Source organism: Streptomyces sp. ISL-43 (genome assembly GCF_018614195.1).
GTDB lineage: Bacteria > Actinomycetota > Actinomycetes > Streptomycetales > Streptomycetaceae > Streptomyces.
Genome location: NZ_JAGGOT010000028.1, coordinates 168,575 through 190,430, shown reverse-complemented (window position 1 = coordinate 190,430; position 21,856 = coordinate 168,575). Strand labels below are relative to the sequence as shown.

General features: G+C 71.2%; 17 protein-coding genes. 8 read left to right on the top strand and 9 right to left on the bottom strand.

Annotation, left to right across the window (positions count from 1 at the left end; genetic code table 11):
- Positions 1–90: 90 nt before the first annotated feature.
- Positions 91–558 carry an RDD family protein gene (locus tag J7F03_RS16060; protein WP_214949977.1) on the bottom strand — a complete coding sequence of 156 codons (468 nt, stop codon included), beginning with the start codon at positions 556–558 and terminating at the stop codon, positions 91–93.
- Positions 559–743: 185 nt separating this feature from the next.
- Here J7F03_RS16060 and glnA point away from each other — a divergent pair, with 185 nt between their 5' ends.
- Together glnA and J7F03_RS16050 are read left to right on the top strand one after the other, a co-directional pair.
- On the top strand, positions 744–2,153 hold the full coding sequence (gene glnA, locus J7F03_RS16055) for a type I glutamate--ammonia ligase (RefSeq protein WP_214949976.1): 1,410 nt from the start codon (positions 744–746) through the stop codon (positions 2,151–2,153).
- Between the two features lie 91 nt (positions 2,154–2,244).
- Positions 2,245–2,562 carry a MazG-like family protein gene (locus J7F03_RS16050; protein ID WP_214949975.1) on the top strand — a complete coding sequence of 106 codons (318 nt, stop codon included), beginning with the start codon at positions 2,245–2,247 and terminating at the stop codon, positions 2,560–2,562.
- Between the two features lie 18 nt (positions 2,563–2,580).
- Here the strand turns inward: J7F03_RS16050 and J7F03_RS16045 are convergent, their stop codons facing one another.
- Positions 2,581–3,234, bottom strand: coding sequence for a TetR family transcriptional regulator (locus tag J7F03_RS16045; protein ID WP_308379584.1), 654 nt, complete (start codon positions 3,232–3,234; stop codon positions 2,581–2,583).
- Between the two features lie 88 nt (positions 3,235–3,322).
- Here J7F03_RS16045 and J7F03_RS16040 point away from each other — a divergent pair, with 88 nt between their 5' ends.
- Positions 3,323–4,093, top strand: coding sequence for an SDR family NAD(P)-dependent oxidoreductase (locus J7F03_RS16040; RefSeq protein ID WP_214949972.1), 771 nt, complete (start codon positions 3,323–3,325; stop codon positions 4,091–4,093).
- 11 nt (positions 4,094–4,104) lie between these two features.
- Here the strand turns inward: J7F03_RS16040 and J7F03_RS16035 are convergent, their stop codons facing one another.
- The 6 genes from J7F03_RS16035 to J7F03_RS16010 form a co-directional block, all read right to left on the bottom strand.
- Positions 4,105–4,623 (bottom strand): DUF4240 domain-containing protein, encoded by a 519-nt coding sequence (locus J7F03_RS16035; RefSeq protein ID WP_214949970.1) that lies wholly within the window; start codon positions 4,621–4,623, stop codon positions 4,105–4,107.
- 121 nt (positions 4,624–4,744) lie between these two features.
- Positions 4,745–7,429: a pyruvate dehydrogenase (acetyl-transferring), homodimeric type gene (gene aceE / locus J7F03_RS16030; RefSeq protein ID WP_214949968.1), complete on the bottom strand. Its 2,685-nt coding sequence runs from the start codon at positions 7,427–7,429 to the stop codon at positions 4,745–4,747.
- 239 nt (positions 7,430–7,668) lie between these two features.
- A complete protein-coding gene (locus J7F03_RS16025; protein ID WP_214950028.1) occupies positions 7,669–8,292 on the bottom strand; it encodes a GntR family transcriptional regulator in 624 nt (207 codons plus the stop codon).
- A gap of 232 nt (positions 8,293–8,524) precedes the next feature.
- A complete protein-coding gene (gene sucB / locus J7F03_RS16020; RefSeq protein WP_214949967.1) occupies positions 8,525–10,249 on the bottom strand; it encodes a 2-oxoglutarate dehydrogenase, E2 component, dihydrolipoamide succinyltransferase in 1,725 nt (574 codons plus the stop codon).
- A gap of 54 nt (positions 10,250–10,303) precedes the next feature.
- Positions 10,304–11,692, bottom strand: a complete 1,389-nt coding sequence (gene lpdA / locus J7F03_RS16015; protein WP_214949966.1) for a dihydrolipoyl dehydrogenase — start codon at positions 11,690–11,692, stop codon at positions 10,304–10,306.
- A gap of 312 nt (positions 11,693–12,004) precedes the next feature.
- A complete protein-coding gene (locus J7F03_RS16010; protein ID WP_214949965.1) occupies positions 12,005–13,534 on the bottom strand; it encodes a leucyl aminopeptidase in 1,530 nt (509 codons plus the stop codon).
- 346 nt (positions 13,535–13,880) lie between these two features.
- On the opposite strand from J7F03_RS16010, the gene J7F03_RS16005 reads away from it, so the two are divergent.
- The 5 genes from J7F03_RS16005 (at position 13,881) to J7F03_RS15985 (ending at position 20,586) form a co-directional block, all read left to right on the top strand.
- Complete coding sequence (locus tag J7F03_RS16005; protein WP_251071974.1) at positions 13,881–15,908, top strand: hypothetical protein; 2,028 nt, start codon at positions 13,881–13,883, stop codon at positions 15,906–15,908.
- Positions 15,909–16,011: 103 nt separating this feature from the next.
- Positions 16,012–17,538, top strand: a complete 1,527-nt coding sequence (gene pelF, locus J7F03_RS16000) for a GT4 family glycosyltransferase PelF (RefSeq protein WP_214949964.1) — start codon at positions 16,012–16,014, stop codon at positions 17,536–17,538.
- On the top strand, positions 17,535–19,064 hold the full coding sequence (locus J7F03_RS15995; RefSeq protein WP_214949962.1) for a hypothetical protein: 1,530 nt from the start codon (positions 17,535–17,537) through the stop codon (positions 19,062–19,064). The genes pelF and J7F03_RS15995 overlap by 4 nt, the downstream gene beginning before the upstream one ends.
- A gap of 32 nt (positions 19,065–19,096) precedes the next feature.
- Positions 19,097–19,756, top strand: a complete 660-nt coding sequence (locus tag J7F03_RS15990; protein ID WP_214950026.1) for a spherulation-specific family 4 protein — start codon at positions 19,097–19,099, stop codon at positions 19,754–19,756.
- On the top strand, positions 19,753–20,586 hold the full coding sequence (locus J7F03_RS15985; RefSeq protein WP_214949961.1) for an endo alpha-1,4 polygalactosaminidase: 834 nt from the start codon (positions 19,753–19,755) through the stop codon (positions 20,584–20,586). Before J7F03_RS15990 ends, J7F03_RS15985 begins: the two co-directional genes overlap by 4 nt.
- 44 nt (positions 20,587–20,630) lie before the next feature.
- On the opposite strand, the gene J7F03_RS15980 is transcribed toward J7F03_RS15985, so the two are convergent.
- Positions 20,631–21,851, bottom strand: coding sequence for a histidine kinase (locus J7F03_RS15980; protein ID WP_214949960.1), 1,221 nt, complete (start codon positions 21,849–21,851; stop codon positions 20,631–20,633).
- Between the last annotated feature and the right edge of the window lie 5 nt (positions 21,852–21,856).

Here is a 21,856-nt window from a genome sequence, read left to right as displayed (position 1 = left end):
ACAACGCACGGGCGCCCCGAGCCGGATGGCTCGGGGCGCCCGTGCGTATGCGGTTGTCCGGCTCGGATCCGGCGCTTCGGATCCGACGCCTCAGATACGAACCTGGACGGCGTGGCTGATGCGGTCGTGCAGGCCGCGGCCGTCCCGGTCCCAGACCAGGGCCGGGATGACCAGGGCGAGCAGTAGGGTGCGCAGGATCACGCGCCCGACGCCGAGCCGGCTGCCGTCCTGGTCGATGACCCGGATTCCCAGGATCCGCTTCCCGGGGGTAAAGCCCACGGTGCCGACGGTCAGGATGCTCAGGACCACGAAGAGCCCCAGCGTCCAGTTGCCCGCGCCGGTCCAGTCGCGGCCCGTGATCAGCCCGTATGCGATCAGCTGGCAGGCCAGCCAGTCGATGAGCAGGGCCCCGAAGCGCCGGCCGAAACGCGCGACCGAGCCGGGCCCCTGCTGCGGCAGGCCGAGCTGCTTGCCGGGATACCCGAAGTCGACGCCCATCTGCTCGGCGGTCTCGCGGGGGCCGGAGAGCCAGGATCCGATTGCTTGCCTCTTGTCCACCCGAACACGGTACCTGTGCTGCTTCCCGCCGTTCCGGCCGGACCCTGGTTAACTTGTGCGAAACAAATGGGTCATGCTTGAGAAACCCCGTCTGCTTATGGTCGGGTCAGCGTGCGGCACCGCACTGACGCACCACTAGCTATAAAGCCCGCCCCTGCCCCGGGGTCGGGAGTAGGAGGAGTTGGATGTTCAAGAACGCCGACGAAGTGAAGCCGTACATCGAGGAGAACGACGTCAAGTTCGTCGACGTCCGCTTCTGCGACCTGCCTGGTGTCATGCAGCACTTCACCATCCCGGGGCGGGCGTTCGACCCGAACGAGGAGCTGGCCTTCGACGGCTCCTCGATCCGCGGCTTCCAGGCGATCCACGAGTCCGACATGGCGCTGCGTGCCGACATCACCACCGCGCGTCTGGACCCGTTCCGCAAGGACAAGACGCTCAACATCAACTTCTTCATCCACGACCCGATCACGGGTGAGGCCTACAGCCGCGACCCGCGCAACATCGCGAAGAAGGCCGAGGCGTACCTCGCCTCCACCGGCATCGCCGACACCGCGTACTTCGGCCCCGAGGCCGAGTTCTACGTGTTCGACAGCGTGCGCTTCGCGACCACCGCGAACGAGAGCTTCTACCACATCGACTCCGAGGCCGGCGCCTGGAACACCGGCTCCGAGGAGAACAACCGCGGCTACAAGGTCCGCTACAAGGGTGGTTACTTCCCGGTCGCCCCGGTCGACCACTTCGCCGACCTGCGCGCCGAGATCTCCCTCGAGCTGGACGCCCAGGGCCTCCAGGTCGAGCGCCAGCACCACGAGGTCGGCACCGGTGGCCAGGCCGAGATCAACTACAAGTTCAACACGCTGCTCGCCGCGGCCGACGACCTGATGCTCTTCAAGTACATCGTGAAGAACGTCGCCTGGCGCAACGGCAAGACCGCGACCTTCATGCCGAAGCCGATCTTCGGCGACAACGGCTCGGGCATGCACGTGCACCAGTCGCTGTGGGCGAACGGTGACCCGCTGTTCTACGACGAGGCCGGCTACGCGGGCCTCTCGGACACCGCCCGCTACTACATCGGCGGCATCCTCAAGCACGCCCCGTCGCTGCTGGCGTTCACCAACCCCACGGTGAACTCCTACCACCGCCTGGTCCCGGGCTTCGAGGCGCCGGTCAACATGGTGTACTCGCAGCGCAACCGCTCCGCCGCCATGCGCATCCCGATCACGGGCTCGAACCCGAAGGCCAAGCGCGTCGAGTTCCGCGCCCCGGACCCGTCCTCGAACCCGTACCTGGCGTTCGCGGCCCTCCTGCTGGCCGGCCTCGACGGCGTCAAGAACAAGATCGAGCCGATGGAGCCGATCGACAAGGACCTCTACGAGCTCTCCCCGGACGAGCACGCGAGCGTCCCGCAGGTCCCGACCAGCCTCGAGGACGTCCTCAAGGCCCTGGAGGAGGACCACGAGTACCTCCTGGCCGGCGGTGTCTTCACCCCCGACCTCATCGAGACCTGGATCGACTACAAGCGCACCCACGAGATCGCCCCGATCGCCCTGCGCCCGCACCCGCACGAGTTCGAGCTCTACTTCGACCTCTAAGCCGTGCCGTGCTGACGCACTGATCGCCCGGAGCCCCGCCCCTTCCTTCGGAGGGGGCGGGGCTCCGTCGTTTTGGCGCTAGTTTCGGGGGATGGACGACGTGTGGAAGACCATCGGGGCGCTCGCGGCGCGGTTCGACGAGCACGACAGGGAGCGCGGGGTGGCGCCGGAGGAGAGCGTGACGCTGCAGATCTTGAAGATCGGCGAGGAGTTCGGGGAGGCCGCGCAGGCCGTCATCGGGGCCAAGGGCACGAATCCCCGTAAAGGCGACTCGCACACGTGGAGCGACGTGGAGGCGGAGGTCGCCGACGTCGTCATCACCGCGATGGTGGCGCTGGCGCGCATGCGGCCCGACGCTCCGGCCTTCCTCGCGGAGCATCTGCGGGCGAAGTCCGAGCGGTTCCTCTGAGGCCCCGTTCTGTCCGGGTCAGCGCAGGAGGGGCATCGCGCCCGTCAGGTCGCGCAGGCAGCGGATCGCCAGTTCCGAGGGGGAGCCGGGGCCCGAGGGCGGGGTTTCCGCGGCCGACCAGAGTTCCAGGGCGATGCGGATCGCGTCCGTGGCCGCCGCCGCGAGGAGGCGGATGGCGAGGAGTTCGGCCTCCGGGCCGGCGAGCCGGGCGATGACCGGGACCAGGCGTTCCTCGGACTCCTGGTTGACCCGGTACCAGACCGCCCGCAGGGCCTCGTCGGTCGCGGCGGCGCGCAGCAGGCCGCGGGTGACCTCCAGGCCCTCGTCGAGCGCCTGGGGGTCGGTGAGGGAGCGGGTGACGGCGCGCTCCAGGGCCTCGGCGAGCGGGGTCCCCGGATCCTCCTCGGCGAGCAGCGCGCGCCAGGCGTCGCCGCCGCCCGCGAGCAGGGGGGCGACGGCCTCCTGCTTGTTGCGGAAGTAGCGGTAGAACGTACGCAGCGCCACCCCCGCGCGCAGGGCGATGTCCTCGGCGGTGGTGCCGTCGGGGCCGTGCTCGGCGAAGAGTTCGCAGGCCGCGCGGGCGATGTCGAGCTGGGTGGCGGCCTTGCGGCGCTCGTTCAGCGACTGGGCTCCGGGGCCGGCCTGGGGAGAGTACGGACGAGGGGATCTCACGGTGGGAAGGATACCCTGGCCGGAAGGACGCGAATGCATGTTTTGACAGGCTGGCAAAACGTGTCATGGCGGGAGTACGCTCCCTCCCATGAACCGTTATGAAGGACGTCGCGTCCTCATCACCGGCGGCGGCTCCGGCATCGGCCAGGCCACCGTCCACCGCATCCTCTCCGAGGGCGGCCGCGTCCACACCGTGGACGTCGACGAAGCCGGCCTGAAGGCGACCGCCGGGCAGGCCGCCGCCGACGGGCACGCCGACCGCCTCACCACGGCCGTCCTCGACATATCCGACGAGGCAGCCGTCAAGGCCGGCGTCGCCGCCGCCGTGGACGCCCTCACCGGCATCGACGTGCTGGTCAACGCGGCGGGCATCCTGCGCTCCGCGCACACCCACCAGACGACGCTCGAATTCTGGAACAAGGTCATCGCGGTCAACCTGACCGGCACCTTCCTGATGATCCGCGAGTCGCTCCCGGCACTGCTGGCCGGCGACCAGCCGGTCGTCGTCAACTTCAGCTCCACCTCGGCGACCTTCGCCCACCCCTACATGTCCGCCTACGCGGCCAGCAAGGGCGGCATCCAGTCCATGACCCACTCGCTGGCCGCCGAGTACAGCAAGCAGGGCCTGCGCTTCGTCTCCGTGGCCCCCGGCTCCATCGAGTCCGGCATGACCACCGGCAACGGCCCCGGCCTGCCCGAGGACACCGACTGGAGCCTGTTCGCCAAGCTCGCCCCGGCCCTCGGCCAGGGCTTCGCCGGCCCGCAGACGGTCGCCGGCGTCGTCGCCATGCTGGGCTCCGAGGACGGCGCGTTCATCACCGGCACGGAGATCCGCATCGACGGCGGTACGCACTACTAGGCGGCGCGGCGTCAGCCCCTGAAGCGGTCCCACAGCCGGGGGAAGCGCTCCGCGAGCACGGCTTCGTTCTCGAAGTCCAGCGGAGCGCCCTCCGGCTCCGCCGCCTGCAGCGGGACGCCCAGCTCCGGCGCGACCGACCCGGTCAGCTGCTCGTAGGCCTCGTCGGCCGCGTACCCGAGCTCCTCGCCGTCCCCGTCGATCTCCTCGTCGAACTCGCCGAGGAGCTCCGCCAAGTGGTCCGGGTCGTGCACCCCGCCCTCGAAGACCTCCCGGCCCTGGCCGATCAGCCAGCACCGGAAGTAGTCGAACGCGTCGTCGCTCGCCCCGTCGAGCAGCACCCAGGCCGCGCCCCACAGGTCCCACGTGTACGCCCGGTTGTACCGGGACTCGAAGTGCCGGGCGAAGTCCAGGACGGAGTCCGGGTCGAGCTGCGCCAGCCGCTCCACGAGCAGCTCGGCGTGTTCCTCGGGGTCGCCGTCGGCGGCCTCGCGGGTACGGTCGACGATCTCCCAGAATTCCGTCTCGTCCATCACCGCTCCAGCATCACGGGTCGACCCCCGCGCCGCCACCGCGCATACGGCCAAAGGCCGGTGTCCGACCCCCTGGAGGGTGGACACCGGCCTTCGGCGCGTCAGTCGCGTACGGCTGGGCTCAGAGCCCGTAGCGCTCCCGGGCCTCCTTGATGGAGGACGCCGGTACCTCGCCGCGGCGGGCGAGCTGGGCCAGCGCGGCCACCACGATCGACTGGGCGTCGACACCGAAGTGGCGGCGGGCGCCCTCACGGGTGTCGGACAGGCCGAAGCCGTCCGTGCCCAGCGAGGTGTAGTCCTGCTCGACCCACTGGCTGATCTGGTCCGGGACCTGACGCATCCAGTCGGAGACGGCGAGCACCGGGCTGGTGACGCCCTCCAGCGCGCGGGTGACGAACGGGGTGCGCATCTCGCCGCGCAGCAGCGCCTCGTCGCACTCCAGCGCGTCGCGGCGCAGCTCGCCCCAGGAGGTGGCGGACCAGACGTCGGCGGCCACGTTCCAGTCGGCGGCGAGCAGCTTCTGCGCGTCGAGCACCCAGTGGATCGCCGTACCGGAGGCCATCAGCTGGATCTTCGGGGCGTCGGCGGCCGGGGCCGCCTCCGCCAGGTCCGCCGCCGTGTTGAAGCGGTAGAGGCCGCGCAGGATGCCCTCTTCCACGCCCTCCGGCATGGCGGGCTGCGGCTTCGGCTCGTTGTAGACCGTCAGGTAGTAGAAGACGTCTTCGGGCTTCTCGCCGTACATCCGGCGCAGACCGTCCTTGACGATCACCGCGATCTCGTACGCGAAGGCCGGGTCGTAGTTGAGCGACGCCGGGTTCGTGGACGCGATCAGGTGCGAGTGGCCGTCCGCGTGCTGCAGGCCCTCACCCGTCAGGGTGGTGCGGCCGGCGGTGGCGCCGACGATGAAGCCCTTGCCGAGCTGGTCGGCGAGCTGCCACATCTGGTCGGCGGTGCGCTGCCAGCCGAACATCGAGTAGAAGATGTAGAAGGGGATCATCGGCTCGCCGTGCGTCGCGTACGACGTGCAGGCGGCGATGAAGTCGGCCATGGCGCCGGCCTCGGTGATCCCCTCGTTGAGGATCTGGCCGTCCTTGGCTTCCTTGTAGTACATGAGCTGGTCGCGGTCGACCGGCTCGTACGTCTGGCCCAGCGGCGAGTAGATGCCGGCCGACGGGAAGAGGGACTCCATACCGAAGGTGCGGGCCTCGTCGGGGACGATCGGCACCCAGCGCTTGCCGGTCTCCTTGTCCCGCATCAGGTCCTTGACGAGCCGGACGAAGGCCATGGTGGTGGCCATCTCCTGCTTGCCGGAACCCTTGAGCAGCGGGGCGAAGGAACGGTCCGCCGGAGCCGGCAGGGCCACGTGCTTGACCTTGCGGGCCGGGGCCGGGCCGCCGAGCGCCGCGCGGCGCTCGTTGAGGTACCGGACCTCCGGGCTGTTCACGCCCGGGTGGCCGTACGGGACCTGGCCGTCGGCGAAGGCGCTGTCCGGGATCGGGAGGCCAAGGAGGTCGCGCATGTCCTTGAACTCGTCGATCGTCAGCTTCTTCATCTGGTGGTTCGCGTTCTTCGACTCGAACCCGGCACCCAGCGTGTAGCCCTTGACGGTCTGCGCGAGGATGACCGTCGGCGCGCCCTTGTGCTCCAGGGCGGCCTTGTACGCGGCGTAGACCTTGCGGGGCTCGTGGCCGCCGCGCGAGGTGTGGAAGCACTCGGCGATCTTCGCGTCGGAGAGCACGCCGGCCAGCTGCACGAGCTCGGCGTTGGCGCCGAAGAAGTGCTGGCGGATGTAGGCCACGTCGCGGGTCGCGTACGTCTGGAACTGCGCGTCGGGTACCTCGCGCAGGCGGCGTACCAGGGCGCCCGTGGTGTCGAGCTGGAACAGCTCGTCCCAGGCGGAGCCCCACAGCGACTTGATGACGTTCCAGCCGGCGCCGCGGAACTGGGCTTCCAGCTCCTGGACCACGCGGAAGTTGGCGCGGACCGGACCGTCGAGGCGCTGCAGGTTGCAGTTGATGACGAAGGTCAGGTTGTCGAGCTGCTCGCGGGAGGCGAGGGCCAGGGCGGCGGTCGACTCGGGCTCGTCCATCTCGCCGTCGCCCAGGAAGGCCCAGACGTGCGAGTTGGCGGTGTCCTTGATGCTCCGGTTCTGCAGGTAGCGGTTGAAGCGCGCCTGGTAGATCGCGGAGAGCGGGCCGAGGCCCATGGACACCGTCGGGAACTCCCACAGCCACGGCAGGCGCCGCGGGTGGGGGTAGGACGGCAGGCCGTTGCCGCCGGACTCCTGGCGGAAGTTGTCGAGCTGCTGCTCGGACACGCGTCCGTCGAGGAACGCGCGGGCGTAGATGCCGGGGGAGGCGTGGCCCTGGATGTAGAGCTGGTCGCCCGATCCGTCGGCCTCCTTCCCGCGGAAGAAGTGCTGGAAGCCGGTCTCGTAGAGCCAGGCCGCCGAGGCGAAGGTGGCGATGTGCCCGCCGACGCCGTACTTGGAGCCGCGGGTCACCATGGCGGCCGCGTTCCAGCGGTTCCACGCGGTGATCTTGGCTTCCATCTCCTCGTCACCGGGGAACTCGGGCTCCGCGGCGGTGGGGATGGTGTTGACGTAGTCCGTCTCGAGCAGCTTCGGCAGCGCGAGGCCGGCGGCCTCGGCGTGCTGGAGGGTGCGACGGAGCAGGTATTCGGCGCGGCGCGTACCGGCGGCCTTGGCGACTGCGTCGAGGGAGGCCGCCCATTCGGCGGTCTCCTCGGTGTCGCGGTCCGGGAGCTGGTCGAGCTCGCTCGGAAGCTTTCCTACGGGGTCGGACATCGGTGTGCGCCGCCTTCCGGACAAGGAGAGGTGGTGAAGAAATCCCTGACGGGCAGGACAGGGTCGATGGACCTGGTTGAGGTCCGTGACGACTGTAAATCGCTGATCGATGATCGATCAAATAAAAGTGACGAAGAAACGTCCATACGACAAAAGTCGGCACCGGGTGCCAGGGAAATAGGCACCCGGTGCCGGGCAAATGGGGGCAATGTGACCGTCAGGTTGCCATCAGGCTGCCGTCAGGCGCGCGGGGCGCACCCCAGAACATGCCGCTTCACGAGCAGACCGATGTCCGGATCCTGATTGCGGAACGCCTCCACGAGGGCCTCGTGCTCCTCCGCGTAGGACTTCTGGACGGTTCCCAGCCACCGGATGGACAGGGCCGTGAAGACCTCGATGCCCAGGGACTCCCAGGTGTGCAGCAGCACGCTGTTCCCGGCGGCCCGCACCATCTCCCGGTGGAAGCCCACGGTGTGCCGGACCTGCGCCGTGCCGTCCTCGGTGCGGTCGGCCTCCCACAGCGCCGCCACGTGAGGCTCCAGCGCCGAGCAGTCGGCCGCCAGCCGGGGCGCCGCCAACTCGGCGGCGATCTGCTCCAGGCCCGCCCGGACCGGGTAGATCTCCTCCAGGTCCGCCGCCGAGAGGTTCCGTACGCGTACGCCCTTGTTCGGCGCCGACTCGATCAGCCGCAGCGTCTCCAGCTCGCGCAGGGCCTCGCGCACGGGCGTCTGGCTGACCTCCAGCTCGACGGCGATGCGGCGCTCCACGATCCGCTCACCGGGCTTCCAGCGCCCGCTGACGATCCCCTCCACGATGTGCTCGCGGATCTGCTCGCGCAGCGAGTGCACGACGGGTGGGGTGATCATCGGGGCTTCATCTCCTGGTGGGTGTGCAGGGTCATGCGGGGCCTGATGCGTAGACAATACGGCCGCTCCGGTCGTCGCGATGCGTTCCGGGTCGGGGGCGCAGGGTGAGGCTGGTTACAGGGCCCCCACCAGGGCCGCCCAGCGTACGACGACGGCGCCCCCGCCCGGGACTTGTGTCCGGGCGGGGGCGCCGTACGCGACGGAGTCCGTCGCGCTGTCGCGCAGAGCCTTACAGGCCGAGCTCGACCTCGAACTCGCCGGCCTCGAGGATCGCCTTGACGGCCGAGAGGTACCGGGCCGCGTCCGCGCCGTCCACCAGGCGGTGGTCGTAGGACAGGGTCAGGTACGTCATGTCGCGGATGCCGATGTTCGTGCCCTCGGCGGTCTCGATGACCACCGGGCGCTTGACCGTCGCGCCGATGCCCAGGATGGCGACCTGGTTCGGGGGCACGATGACCGTGTCGAACAGCGCACCGCGCGAGCCGGTGTTGCTGATGGTGAAGGTCGCGCCCGACAGCTCGTCCGGCGTGATCTTGTTGCCGCGGACCTTGGAGGCCAGGTCGGCGGTGGCCTTGGAGATGCCCGCCAGGTTGAGGTCGCCCGCACCCTTGATGACCGGGGTCATCAGGCCCTTCTCGGAGTCCACGGCGATGCCGATGTTCTCCGAGCCGAAGTAGGTGATGGTGCCCTCGTCCTCGTTGATCCGGGCGTTGACGACCGCGTGGGCCTTCAGCGCCTGGGCCGCGGCCTTGACGAAGAACGGCATCGGGGACAGCTTGACGCCCTCACGGGCGAGGAAGCCGGCCTTGGCCTTCTCGCGCAGCTTCATGATCTTGGTGATGTCCACCTCGACCACGGAGCTGAGCTGCGCCTGCGAGTGCAGGGCCTTCATCATGTTGTCGCCGATGACCTTGCGCATGCGGGTCATCTTGACCGTCTGACCGCGCAGCTCGGAGACCGCGGCGGCCGGAGCCTTCGCGGCCGGAGCGGCGGACGGGGCCGGAGCGGCAGCGGCGGCCTTGGCGGCCTCGGCGGCGGCCAGGACGTCCTGCTTGCGGATGCGGCCACCGACACCGGTGCCCGAGACCGCGGACAGGTCGACGCCGGACTCCGAGGCGAGCTTGCGCACCAGCGGGGTCACGTACGCGCCCTCGTCACCGGCGGAAACCGGGGCGGCGGGGGCGGCCGGGGCCACGGGGGCGACCGGAGCCGGAGCGGCCACGGGAGCCGGGGCGGCGACCGGGGCCGGAGCGGCGACCGCGGGGGCGGCCACGACCGGAGCCGGAGCGGCGACGGGGGCGGCAGCGGCGACCGGAGCCGGCGCGGCGGCGGCCGGGGCGGCAGCGGGGGCCGCGCCGATGACGGCCAGACGGGCGCCGACCTCGGCGTTCTCGTCCTCGGCGACCAGGATCTCCAGCAGAACGCCGGCGACCGGGGCGGGGATCTCGGTGTCGACCTTGTCGGTCGAGACCTCGAGCAGCGGCTCGTCGGCCTCGACGGACTCGCCGACCTGCTTCAGCCAGCGGGTGACGGTGCCCTCGGTGACGGACTCGCCCAGGGCGGGGAGCACGACATCGGTACCGGCGGCAGCCGGGGTCGCGGCAGCCGGGGCCGCGGGGGCCTCGGCGACCGGAGCCGGCGCGGCCGGCGCGGCCGGAGCCTCGGCGACGACCGTCGCGGCGGCGGCCGGAGCGGCGGCCGCGGCCGGCGCGCCCGAGCCGTCGTCGATGACGGCCAGCTCGGCGCCGACCTCGACGGTCTCGTCCTCGGCGACCTTGATCGAGGCCAGGATGCCCGACACGGGGGACGGGATCTCGGTGTCGACCTTGTCGGTCGAGACCTCGAGCAGCGGCTCGTCGGCCTCGACGCGCTCGCCCTCGGCCTTCAGCCAGCGGGTGACAGTGCCCTCAGTGACGCTCTCACCGAGCGCCGGAAGGGTTACGGAAACCGACATGGTTTCTGTTGCTCCTAACGAAAGTGCGGAAGTGGTCGTCGCGCCCAGTGACGATTAGTCGTGTGCGTGCAGGGGCTTGCCGGCGAGCGCCAGGTGCGCCTCGCCCATCGCCTCGTTCTGCGTCGGGTGCGCGTGGATGAGCTGCGCGACCTCGGCCGGCAGGGCTTCCCAGTTGTAGATCAGCTGGGCCTCGCCGACCTGCTCGCCCATCCGGTCACCGACCATGTGGACGCCGACCACGGCACCGTCCTTGACCTGGACGAGCTTGATCTCGCCCGCGGTCTTCAGGATCTTGCTCTTGCCGTTGCCCGCCAGGTTGTACTTGAGGGCCACGACCTTGTCCGCGCCGTAGATCTCCTTGGCCTTGGCCTCGGTGATGCCGACGGACGCGACCTCGGGGTGGCAGTACGTGACGCGCGGGACGCCGTCGTAGTCGATCGGGACGGTCTTGAGACCGGCCAGACGCTCCGCCACCAGGATGCCCTCGGCGAAGCCGACGTGCGCGAGCTGGAGGGTCGGGGCGAGGTCGCCGACGGCCGAGATGGTCGGCACGTTGGTCTGCATGTACTCGTCGACCAGGACGTAGCCGCGGTCCATCGCGACGCCCTGCTCCTCGTAGCCCAGCCCCTGCGAGACCGGGCCGCGGCCGATCGCGACCAGCAGCACTTCCGCCTCGAAGGTCTTGCCGTCGGCCAGCGTGACGCGCACGCCGTTCTCGGTGTACTCGGCCTTGTCGAAGAAGGTGCCGAGGTTGAACTTGATGCCCCGCTTGCGGAACGCCCGCTCCAGCAGCTTCGAGCTGTTCTCGTCCTCGACCGGCACGAGGTGCTTGAGGCCCTCGACGATGGTGACGTCGGTGCCGAAGGACTTCCACGCCGAGGCGAACTCGACGCCGATGACGCCGCCGCCCAGGACGATGGCGGACTCGGGCACGCGGTCCAGGACCAGCGCGTGGTCCGAGGAGATGATGCGGTTGCCGTCGATGTTCAGGCCCGGCAGCGAGCGCGGCACGGAGCCGGTCGCCAGCAGCACGTGGCGGCCCTCGATGCGCTGGCCGTTCACGTCGACGGAAGTCGGGGAGGAGAGGCGTCCCTCACCCTCGATGTAGGTCAGCTTGCGGGAGGCGACCAGACCCTGCAGACCCTTGTACAGGCCCGCGATGATGTCGTCCTTGTACTTGTGCACACCCGCGATGTCGATGCCCTCGAAGGTGGCCTTCACACCGAACTGGGCGGCCTCGCGAGCCTGGTCCGCGATCTCGCCCGCGTGCAGCAGAGCCTTCGTGGGGATGCAGCCGTTGTGCAGGCAGGTGCCGCCGAGCTTGTTCTTCTCGATCAGGGCAACGTCCAGACCCAGCTGGGATGCGCGCAGCGCCGCGGCGTAACCGCCACTGCCACCGCCGAGGATCACTAGGTCGAAAACGGTGCTGGCGTCGTTCGCCACGTCACGTCCTCCATGCATGTGCGCCGAGCACCGGTCCTCTGTGACCGGGCGGCGGCTGGTAATCGGCCGCTTGTTTCTTCGGCCCTGTGGTGGGGGCCCTGTCCTGCCGAGAACCCATCTTCGCATTTGTCGGCGGAACGCGGGACGGCGGGCCCGCCCTGTGACAGGTCGATCTGCCTGAACCGGGGGTTACCGCAGCGTAGAAACCTACGGATTTCGTTGACAGTGAACAGGCCCCGACCCCGATCAGAAAATCTGATCAAGGTCGGGGCCCGCGGGCCGCCGCTGTGCCGCGGCCCCACGCCGGACGCGTCAGCCCAGGTCGCCCGTGGCCGTGCGCTCGGCCAGCCGCACCAGGGTGCGCACGGCCGAGCCGGTGCCGCCCTTGGGGGTGTAGCCGTACGGGGCGCCCTCGTGGAAGGCGGGACCCGCGATGTCGAGGTGGGCCCAGGTGATGCCCTCGCCGACGAACTCCTGCAGGAAGAGGCCGGCCACCAGGCCGCCGCCCATCCGGACACCCATGTTGGCGATGTCGGCGGTGGGGGAGTCCATGGACTTGCGCAGGTCCGCGGGGAGCGGCATCGGCCAGGAGGCCTCGCCGACCTCCTCGGCGATCTCGTGGACCGAGGTGCGGAAGGCGTCGTCGTTGGCCATGATGCCGAAGGTGCGGTCACCCAGGGCCATCATCATGGCGCCGGTCAGGGTCGCGACGTCGACGATCGCGTCCGGGTTGTCCTCGGAGGCCTTGGTCAGCGCGTCGCCCAGGACCAGGCGGCCCTCCGCGTCCGTGTTGAGGACCTCGACGGTCTTGCCGCTGTACATGCGCAGCACGTCGCCGGGCTTGGTGGCGGAGCCGGACGGCATGTTCTCGGCGAGCGCGAGCCAGCCGGTGACGTTGACCTGGAGGCCGAGCTTGGAGGCCGCGACGACGGAGGCGAAGACGGCGGCGGCGCCGGCCATGTCGCACTTCATCGTCTCGTTGTGGCCGGCCGGCTTGAGGGAGATGCCGCCGGAGTCGTAGGTGATGCCCTTGCCGACGAAGGCGAGGGTCTTCTCCGCCTTGGGGTGGGTGTAGGAGAGCTTCACCAGGCGCGGCGGGTTCTCGGAGCCCTTGCCGACGCCCATGATGCCGCCGTAGCCGCCCTTGACCAGGGCCTTCTCGTCCAGGACCTGGACCTTGATGCCGTTCTCCTTCGCGGTCGCGGAGGCGACGGCGGCGAAGGCCTCGGGGGTGAGGTCGTTCGGCGGGGTGTTGACCAGGTCGCGGGCGATGTTGACCTCGGTCGCGACGACGATGGCGCGCTCGGCGGCGGCCTTGTGGTCCTTGTCGCGCGGCTTGGCGCCGAGCAGGGCCACCTCGGTGAGCGGCAGCTTCGGGCCGCCGTTCTTGGCGCCCTTCTTCTCGCCGCCCTGGTAGGCGGTGAAGGCGTACGCGCCCAGCAGCGCGCCCTCGGCGACGGCGGTGACGGCGGAGGCGTCGTCCAGGGGGAGCGCGAAGGCGGCCTTCTTGGAGCCGTGCAGGGCGCGGGCGGCGGCGCCGGCGGCGCGGCGCAGCGCCTCCTCGTCGTACGACTCGTCGGTCTCGGGGACGGGGCCCAGCCCGACCGCCAGCACGACCGGGACCTTGAGGCCGTCCGGGGCCGGCAGCTTGGTGATCTCGCCTTCGGCGCCCGTGGCACCGAGCGCGTCGAGCACGGCGGCGAGCTTTCCGTCGTACGCCTTGTCCACGGCCTCGGCGCCCGCGGCCACGACGAGGCCCTTGGGGCCCTTCGCTACGCCGACGACGAGGGCGTCGGCGCGCAGCGTCGCCGGTCCGGCAGTGCTGAGAGTCAGAGCAGTCACGGTGGTGAAGTCTCGCTTCCGTTTTGGTGGTGTGGGCCGAGTGGGTGGCCGGCCGTCCGTAGCGATCGTATTCGGGCCCGATGGCCGCCGGAAATGAGCCTACGCGCACGATGTCGTCCGCACGCCACTCGAAGGTTTGGCAAGTTGTTCGATCAAGAGACTGCCAGGTTCACCCATCTGTGGCCTCTGTTCCAGGTTTGCCCCTTAGACCTGACGAGGTCCGTGAGACTCGGGCCACTCTCGCAAGGGGACGCGGGGTTCCTTTGCATCATTTCCACAGAGCCTCCCCGGCCCGGCCTCACGCCACGGGCCGAAGTCGAGGACGCCTGCGGGGGGAAAGGCCGAAATGGTCACGAAGAAAGACCGGATGAACAGGATCGCCGCCGTATGCTTCGCGGCTGCCATAGCATCCGTCGCGGTACCCGGAGCGACGGCTCAGGCGGCCGTTGCTCCGCGCATCGACCTGAGGGTGCTCGTCGTCGACGACGGCGGCAGCTCGGTCGAGGCGATCACGGCGGAACTCCGCGACACCGGGGTTCCGTTCACCCGCGTCGACCTGGGCAGCGGAAGCCGCCCGGTGGTCAACGCGGCGTTCCTCGCCGACACGGTCGACGGGCGGCCGCGCGCCAAGTTCCAGGGCGTGGTGCTGCCGAACGAGAACCCGTTCGGCGCGGGCTCGGCCGAGATGGCCGCGCTCGCCGCGTACGAGACGACGTACGGAATCCGTCAGGTGGACGCGTACACCTGGGCGCACCCGGGTGTGGGCCTGGAGTACACCGACAACGGCGGCTACAGCGGCACGCTCGACGGCACCCAGGCCGCCGTCACCGCGGCCGGCAAGGCGGGCCCCTTCGCCTACCTCGGCGGCCAGGTCGCCTTCGAGGACAACTCGGCGCTGATCCCGGAGAGCTACGGGTTCATGGCCAAGCCGAGGCCCGGCTACACCAGCTACGTCGACGCACCGGTCGGCTCCGGACGGGCCTCGCTCGTCGGCGAGTACACCCACGACGGGCGCAGCGAACTGGTCGTCACCTTCGGCTACAACCAGCACCAGCAGCAGTTCCGGCTGCTGGCGCGCGGCATCGTCGAATGGGTCACCCAGGGCGTCCACCTCGGCCAGGAGCGCAACTACTTCGCGGTCCACGTCGACGACGTCTTCGCCCCGGACGCCCGCTGGAGCAAGGAGCTGAACTGCACCCCCGGCGACTACGCCTGCGCGGGCGGCGAGGGCCAGGAGTCCACCATCCGGATGACGGCCGCCGACGCCCAGTACCTGGCGCAGTGGCAGACGTCGAAGAACTTCAAGCTCGACCTGCTCTTCAACGCGGGCGCGGGGGAGGAGTGGAAGACGGAGCACGGCAACACCGACGCCCTGACCGCCCAGCTGATCGCCGACAAGGCGAAGTACCGGTGGATGAACCACACCTACACCCACCCGTTCCTCGGCTGTGTCCAGGACACCACCACCAGCCCGTGGACCTGCACGAAGAACGCCCAGGGCGCCGTCAACTGGATGAGCCGCGCCGAGATCTCGGCGCAGATCCGGGACAACAACAACTGGGCCGCCTCCAAGGGCATCACCACGGACCGCTCCGAGCTGGTCACCGGTGAGCACTCCGGCCTCAAGACCTTTCCGCAGCAGGGCCAGGACAACCCCAATCTGGCCGGCGCGCTCGCCGACAACGGCGTGAAATGGGCGGGCAGCGACAACTCCCGCGAGCCCGTTCAGCGGCCGGTGGGTGCCGCGCTGACCGTCCCCCGGTACCCGATGAACGTGTACTACAACACGGGCACGAACGCCGAGATGGCCGACGAGTACAACTGGATCTACACGAGCCGGGCCCACGGCGGCAGCGGCATCTGCGAGGACAACCCCGGCACCTCCACCTGCCTCCCGGCCCCGCTCGACGCCAACACCGGCTACCTGGGCTACATCGTCCCGGCCGAGGCCAGGACCGCCATGCGGCACGTCCTGAACAACGACCCGCGCCCGCACTACGTCCACCAGAGCAACCTCGCCGAGGACCGCACCCTCTACCCGGTCCTCAACCAGGTCCTCGACTCCTATCGCACGCTCTACGCGCCCAGCGCGCCGATCGTGAACCAGAGCATGAAGGAGACCGGCGTCGAGCTCCAGCGCCGTGCGGCCTGGAACGCCGCGGTAGCCGCCAACCAGGTCACGGCCTACCGCATCGGCAAGGACGTCACCGTCAAGGCGCCCTCCGGAGTCGTCGCCCCGGTCACCGCGCCCGCCGGCACGAAGAAGCAGCTCCTGCTCGGAACCGCCGACTTCGGCACCGCCTACGCCGGGTCCCGGTCCACTTGGACGGCCCCCGAGCTGCTTCAGAGCGCCGTCACGCTCCACATGCCCTGACCGTCGGGCAGCACGTCCGAGCCAGCCACACGTACCACCTAGCGCCGGCGCTCCGCGAACCACGGGCGCCGGCCCCTTTTCCGTCCTTGGGGGGACACACCGCATGAGCCATGGGCGCCATGTCACCATGCTCACCGAAGGCACCTATCCGCACGTCCACGGGGGCGTCAGCACCTGGTGCGACCAACTGGTCCGCGGTATGCCGGAGATCGACTTCAACGTCATAGCCCTGACCGGCTCCGGACGCGAGCCGGTCACCTGGGAACTGCCGCGCAACGTCTACCGCCACACCGCCGTTCCGCTCTGGGGGCCTCCGCCGGCCAGGAGGATGCGCTCCGGCCTGCGAGGCAAGGCGCGGCGCCGCTTCACCGAGACCTACGAGACCTTCCTGCTCTCCCTGCTCGACCCCGCCCCCGGCGGTTCGGCGCGCGGCTTCTCCGAGGCCCTGCGCGAACTGGCCCTGCTGGCCCGCTGCGGCCGGCTCGCCCCGGCCATGCGCTCCGAATCGGTCCTGCGCCTGCTGATGACCGTCTGGACCCGCCCGGGCCTCGCGACCGCCGACGCCGAGCCCACCATCCACGACGCGCTCACCGCCACCGACCTGCTGGAACACGCGCTGCGTCCGCTGTCCGTGCGGATCCCGCCCGACAGCGTCGCGCACGCCGTGAGCAGCGGACTGGCCACCCTCCCGGCGCTCGCCGCCAAGTACCACGACGAGGTCCCCTTCCTCCTCACCGAGCACGGGATCTACCTGCGCGAGCGCTACCTCGGCTACCGCAGCGCCGAACAGCGCTGGCCCGTCAAGGCCCTGATGCTCGGCTTCTACCGCGAGCTCAACACCGAGGGCTACCGGCAGGCCGACCTGATCACCCCGTGCAACCAGTACAACCGCCGCTGGGAGGAGCGCGGGGGTGCCGACTCCGAGCGGATCCGCACCGTCTACAACGGCGTCGACCCGCACGCCTTCCCCGAGGCCGGCCCCGAACCGGAGGTCCCCACCCTCAGCTGGTGCGGCCGGATCGACCCGATCAAGGACCTCGAAACCCTGATCCGGGCCTACGCGTTCATGCGCGAGGAGCTGCCCGCCCTGCGGCTGCGTCTCTTCGGCCCGGTCCCGGCCGGCTGCGAGGAGTACAAGCTCAAGCTGGAGAAGCTCGCCGCCGAGCTGGGGGTGACCGACGGGATCTCGTACGAGGGCCGCATCGAGCAGGTCGCCCAGGCCTACGCGGCCGGCTCCATCGTGATGCTCTCCTCCATCAGCGAGGGCTTCCCCTTCTCTATCATCGAGGCCATGTCCTGCGGCCGCACCACCGTCTCCACCGACGTCGGCGGGGTCCGCGAGGCCGTCGGCGACACGGGCCTCGTCGTTCCGCCGCGCGAGCCCGAGACGATGGCCCGTGCCACCCTCGCCCTGCTCCGCGACGACGAACGCCGCGCCGAGCTGGGACGGATGTCGCGCAAGCGGGTGGTCGAGAAGTTCACCCTCCACCAGTCCGTCGACGGCTTCCGGCACATCTACCGGGAACTCTCCGGCCAGCCCGTCCTGCCCGTCCACGTGGGCGACGAATGGACCCAGCGGCTCGCCGACCCCTGGTACAAGGAACTGGCCGCCGACGGGAGCCTGTGGTGAGCGGATCACTTTGGCTGAAGGTCCCCGGTGGGGACACCCTTCCGGCCATCCCGCGGCCGCGGCGGGGCGCCGCGCCCGCCGCGGACCCGATGGACGAACTCGCCCAGCGCCTCGACGTCTTCATCGCCGCCGCCGTCCACCCCGACGAGATCGCGGCGATCCTCGAATCCGACGGGATGACCGACGAGCACATCCGGCTCACCTACGGGCGCCAGGACTCCTTCGGCCTCGCCGAGGAGCTCTACGCCCGGGTCCCACGCTCCTTCCCGGAGCCCGACCGCGTGCCCGACCCCTGGAAGGTCTCCCTCACCGCCTGCCTCCTGCGCGGGGTGATCTTCGCCCTGCCCGGCCTCGCCTATCTGCTGGGCGCGCCACTCCTGGACGGCCCCAAGGACCGGCTGGGGCTGCCCGCGGGGACGCTGACCCTGCTCGCCGGGGCGCTCATCGGCTGGGTCTGGGACCAGACCCTGTCCCACCGGGCCTACTCCTGGCTCGGCCTCGGCGACCGGGCCGCCGCCGGGCGGACCCTGCTGCTCGGCGCCCCCGCCGGGGCCCTGCTCGGCATGGCCGCCGCGCTGTCGGTGCCCGGCGGGCCCCCGTTCTCCTATGCCTTCGCCGCCGGCCAGGCCCTGTACGTCGGGGCCGCCACCGTGCTGCTCGTGCTCGGGCGGGAGCGGGTGCTGCTCGCCGCGCTCGCGCCGATGGCCTGCGGGGCGGTGCTCACGCTCCTGGTGGAACTGCCCGTTCCGCTGCGGGTCTGCCTCCTGGCGCTCTCCCTGCTGGCCGCCTGCGCGCTGGCCCTGCGCGAACTCCCGGTGGCCGACGGCGTACGGGCCCTCGTGCTCCGGATCCGCCGCTGGAGCGAGCGCCGGCCGGGCGAACGGGGCCCGGTCCGCTGGCAGATGCTGCGCGGCGCCGAGGAGGAGTACGCGCCGCGCGGCCCCCGGCTCGCGGACTCCGTCCCCTACGGGGTCTTCGGCCTGGGCACCGGCCTGCTCGTGCTGTACGCCGCCCTGGGAGAGGTACTCGCGGGAGGCCCCGCCGAGGCGGTCGCGGCCCCCTCGGCGGTGGCCCTCACCCTCAGCATGGGCCCCGCCGAATGGCTGCTTTACCGCTTCCGCAGCGGCAGCCTCGCCGGACTGCGCGCGGCCCGCTCGCCCCGGCAGTTCAGGCTGCGGATGGTCGCCACCCTGGCCCAGTGCCTCGCCGCCTACCTGGCGGTGCTCCTCGCCCTCGGCCTCACCGGAACCCTGCTCTGGCCCGGCGCGCCCAGCCTGACCGGGATGCGCACCGCCACCCTGCTGCTGCTCGGCGCCGTGATGTGGACCGGGCTGCTCCTGCAGTCCTTCGGAGCGGTGCGGCCCGCCGCGGTGGTCGTCGCCTCGGCCGCCGTCGGGCAGAGCCTGGCCCTGCTCCTCGGGGTGGGGCAGCCGCGCACCGTACAGCTGGCCGTCGCCGGGGCCGCGGCCCTCGCGCTGGGCACGCTCGTCTGCCTGCTGCTCGGCCGCGCGACGGCCCACCGCTGATGCACGTGACCCCGTACGAGAAGAAGGACCCCATGCTGCTGGTGCCCCTCTACGAGCACCCCGCCGACCGGCCCGAGGACTGGGAGCTGCTCATCCGCGCCGCCCCCCGGCTGCACTCGGTGGTGCTCAACCCCGACAGCGGGCCGGGCGACGCCCCCGACGAGCGGTTCGCCGTCGTCGCCGAGCGGCTGCGCGAGGCCGGGGTGCCCGTCCTGGGGTACGCCGACACCGACTACGGGCGCCGCCCGCACGCCGCCGTCGTCCAGGACCTGCTGCGCCACCGGGACTGGTACGCCACCGACGGGGCCTTCCTCGACCAGGCGGCCGCCGGCCCGGAGTTCCTGGCGCACTACGGGCGGCTCGGCGTCGCCGCGCGGGCCGCCGGGGCCCGTACGGTGGTCCTCAACCACGGAGTGCACCCGCACCCCGGCTACGCCGAACTCGCCGACCTGCTCGTCACCTTCGAGGGCCCCTGGGACGCCTACCGGGACGCGGCCGCCGTACCGCCGTGGACGGCCGACCACCCCGCCCAGCGCTTCTGCCACCTCGTGTACGCCGTCCCGCCGGGCGCCCCGGCCTCACTCGCCGAGCAACTGGCGTCCCAGCGGGGGGCGGGGGTGCACTGCGCGGTCCCCGGGACCGGCGCGCACCCGTGGGGGACCCTCCCGTACGCCCTGGAGGCCGCGGGATGAGACGCCCGTTCGCAGCAGCACGCCGGCGCCTGCTGCTGCTCGTACCGCTGCTGCTGCTCGCGGCCTGCACCTCCGCGCCGGACGAGGAGGAGCGGGCGGACGACCTCTCGCCCGCCCCGGCGCCGGGGGAGCGCTGGCAGCCCGCGCCCGGCGTCAGCTGGCAGTGGCAGCTCACCGGGAAGCTCGACACCTCCGTGAAGGCGGCCGTCTACGACGTCGACGGGTTCACCACCACCAAGGAGCAGGTCGCCGGGCTCAAGGCGGCCGGCCGGCGGACCGTCTGCTACCTCTCCACCGGCGCCTGGGAGGACTTCCGGCCGGACGCCGACGCCTTCCCACCGGCACTGCGGGGCGAGGGCAACGGCTGGGAGGGCGAGCGCTGGCTCGACATCCGGCGGCTCGCGGAGCTGGAGCCGCTGATCGCCGCGCGGTTCGACATGTGCCGGGACAAGGGCTTCGACGCGGTGGAGCCGGACAACATGGACGCCTACCGCAACACATCCGGCTTCCCGCTCACCGCCGACGACCAGCTGAGGTACAACCGGCTGATCGCGAAGCTCGCGCACGACCGGGGGCTGGCGGTGGGCCTGAAGAACGACCTGGACCAGATCCCGCAGCTGCTGGGCGAGTTCGACTTCGCGGTCAACGAGCAGTGCATGCAGTACGACGAGTGCGACAAGCTCGCCCCCTTCGTGCGGGCGGGCAAGGCGGTCTTCCACGTGGAGTACGAGAAGCCGTTCGCGCAGTGGTGCCCGCGCGCCCGCGAGGCCAAGCTCAGCTCGCTGCAGAAGAAGTACGACCTCGGCGTCTGGCGCCGGGTCTGCCGGTAGGCCCTGGCAGATCCGCGGGCCCGGCAAGATCCGAAAGAGAAGGCCTAGCCCACCGGGAGGATCGCGTGGACCCGGTAGCCGCCCCCGAACCGGGGGCCGGCGAAGCAGGAGCCGCCCAGGGCGACGGCCCGCTCGCGCATCCCGAGCAGGCCGTGCCCGCCGCCCGCGTCCACCGGCCGCGGCGCGGAGTCGGCCGAGGTGCCGCCGTCGTCCAGCACGGTCACCTCCACCGAGCCGCCCACCCGGACCACGCTGACCTCGGCGTCCGTACCCGGGCCCGCGTGCTTGCGCACGTTGGTCAGCGCTTCCTGGATCACCCGGTACGCCGCCAGGTCCACGGCGGCCGGCAGCGGGTCGCGGTCGCGGCCCAGCTGGACCATCACCTTCACCGGGAGCCCCGCGTGCCGGAAGGTGTCCACGAGGTCGTCCAGCACGGCCAGCCCCGGCGCGGGCTCGGTCGGCGCCTCCGGATCGCCGGACTGGCGCAGCAGCCCGACGGTGGCCCGCAGCTCGTTCAGCGCGGAGCGGCTGGCGTCGCGGACGTGGGCGAGGGCCTCCTTCGCCTGGTCCGGGCGCTTGTCCATGACGTGCGCGGCCACCCCTGCCTGCACGTTGACCAGGGCGATGTGATGGGCCACCACGTCGTGGAGGTCCCGGGCGATCCGCAGCCGCTCCTCGGCGACCCGCCGCCGGGCCTCCTCCTCCCGGGTCCGCTCGGCGCGCTCGGCCCGCTCCTGGATGGCGTCGATGAAGGCCCGGCGGCTGCGCACCGCGTCCCCGGCGGCCGCGGCCATGCCGGTCCAGGCGAAGATCCCGAGGTTCTCCTGCGCGTACCAGGGCAGCGGACCGGCCAGCATGGCCACGCCCGTCAGCCCGGCCATGGTGACCAGGCCGACCTTCCAGGTGGTGGGCCGGTCGCTGCGGGAGGCCAGCGTGTACAGGGCGATCACCGCGCACATGGCGACGGGCGCCCGCGGCTCCCCGGTGGTCAGCTCCAGCAGCGAGAGCCCGATGGTCGCGGCCAGTACGGCGCGGGGCCGCCTGCGCCGCAGCACCAGGGCGGCCGCGCCGAGCACCATCAGCACCAGCGAGAGCGTCTCGGGGGTACGGGTCCCGAAGGTCGGGCCGTGGATCCCGTGCGGGTTGGCGAAGGAGCCGACGACCATGGCGACGAGCGCCCCGAGCGCGAGGACGGCGTCGCTGGCCAGCGGATGGTCCCGCGTCCACTGCCGGGCGGAGCCGAAGCGTCCGGGGTTAGTCGTCACCCCGA